The organism is Vibrio sp. 03_296 (genome assembly GCF_002265885.1).
This window is the reverse complement of record NZ_NPKW01000987.1, coordinates 1-980: the sequence shown is the minus strand read 5'-3', so window position 1 is coordinate 980 and position 980 is coordinate 1. Positions and strand designations below refer to the sequence as shown.

Here is a 980-nt window from a genome sequence, read left to right as displayed (position 1 = left end):
AGCCATTGGATGACATATCGCCGTGTTGTATTGCCAAGTGCGTTGCGTAGAGCTCTCCCAGCTTACAGTAACGAAGTCATTTTTATGCTTCACGGCAGTGCGGTCGCCGGTATTGTGACGATTCTCGATCTTACTGGGGCTGCTCGATTGGTGAACTCGCGTTATTACGCTCCGTTTGAATCGTTTCTAACCGCAGGCCTGTTCTACATGTCGCTGACGTTTTTGATCCTTTGGGTATTCAAAATGCGGAGAAACGCTTCCTCGCTTACCTCAGACCATTGAGCTAATTTTAGATTGTTCAACAAACTCACTAACGGCACCTATAGGGTGCCGTTATGTTAGGTTAGTTCAAAATCAATCATCGCGATGAGCTCGTTGGTTGTTGTTCTGAAGTCATTAAATTAACACTAAGAAAAACAAAAAGAACGAGCGAGAAAATGAACAAGATCTTTTACTCCAGCTTGCTGGCGCTTGCGGTGACCGCATGCGGTGGTGGTAGTGGTGGCGGTGGTTCAACAGCACAAGTCAAAACGGATGTAGAGCGGGCGCTTGAAAGCGGAATGCCTTGCTGGATGTCCGATCCAAATGAATTTCATTCAAGCCAGCGGCGCTACGTGGCCGATTATCAGCAGCAAAACGACGCGATGCGAACGCAGTTAGCAGCCAATGCGTCGTCGCTTGAGTGGGATCCCACTCATGATGCGGCCATCATTGAGGCTACCTACGGGTTTAACCAGCCTATTTTACAGACTAACAAAGCGATGTCTGATGGTTATAAAGACCAAGAGTTAACCATTGGTGTGGCTGGCTTGAGAACCAATCATCAGCGATATGCCGTCTTAGGTAGCAACCCATTTCGCACTGCTCAACGTTTCCCGACATCTGTGAATAGTGACATGGAGAGTTGGCTGGATAACCTTCTGACATGGACTAAATGCTGGCTCATTGAAGCAAGGGGCGAACGTGGTGAATCGCGCAGA

Annotated in this window: 2 pseudogenes; both read left to right on the top strand. The window is 48.2% G+C overall.

The window, feature by feature from the left end:
• Positions 1-287: pseudogene (locus CIK04_RS29360) on the top strand (ABC transporter permease subunit); the annotation flags it as partial.
• Positions 288-437: 150 nt separating this feature from the next.
• Positions 438-980 (top strand): annotated as a pseudogene (locus CIK04_RS29355) (hypothetical protein); the annotation flags it as partial.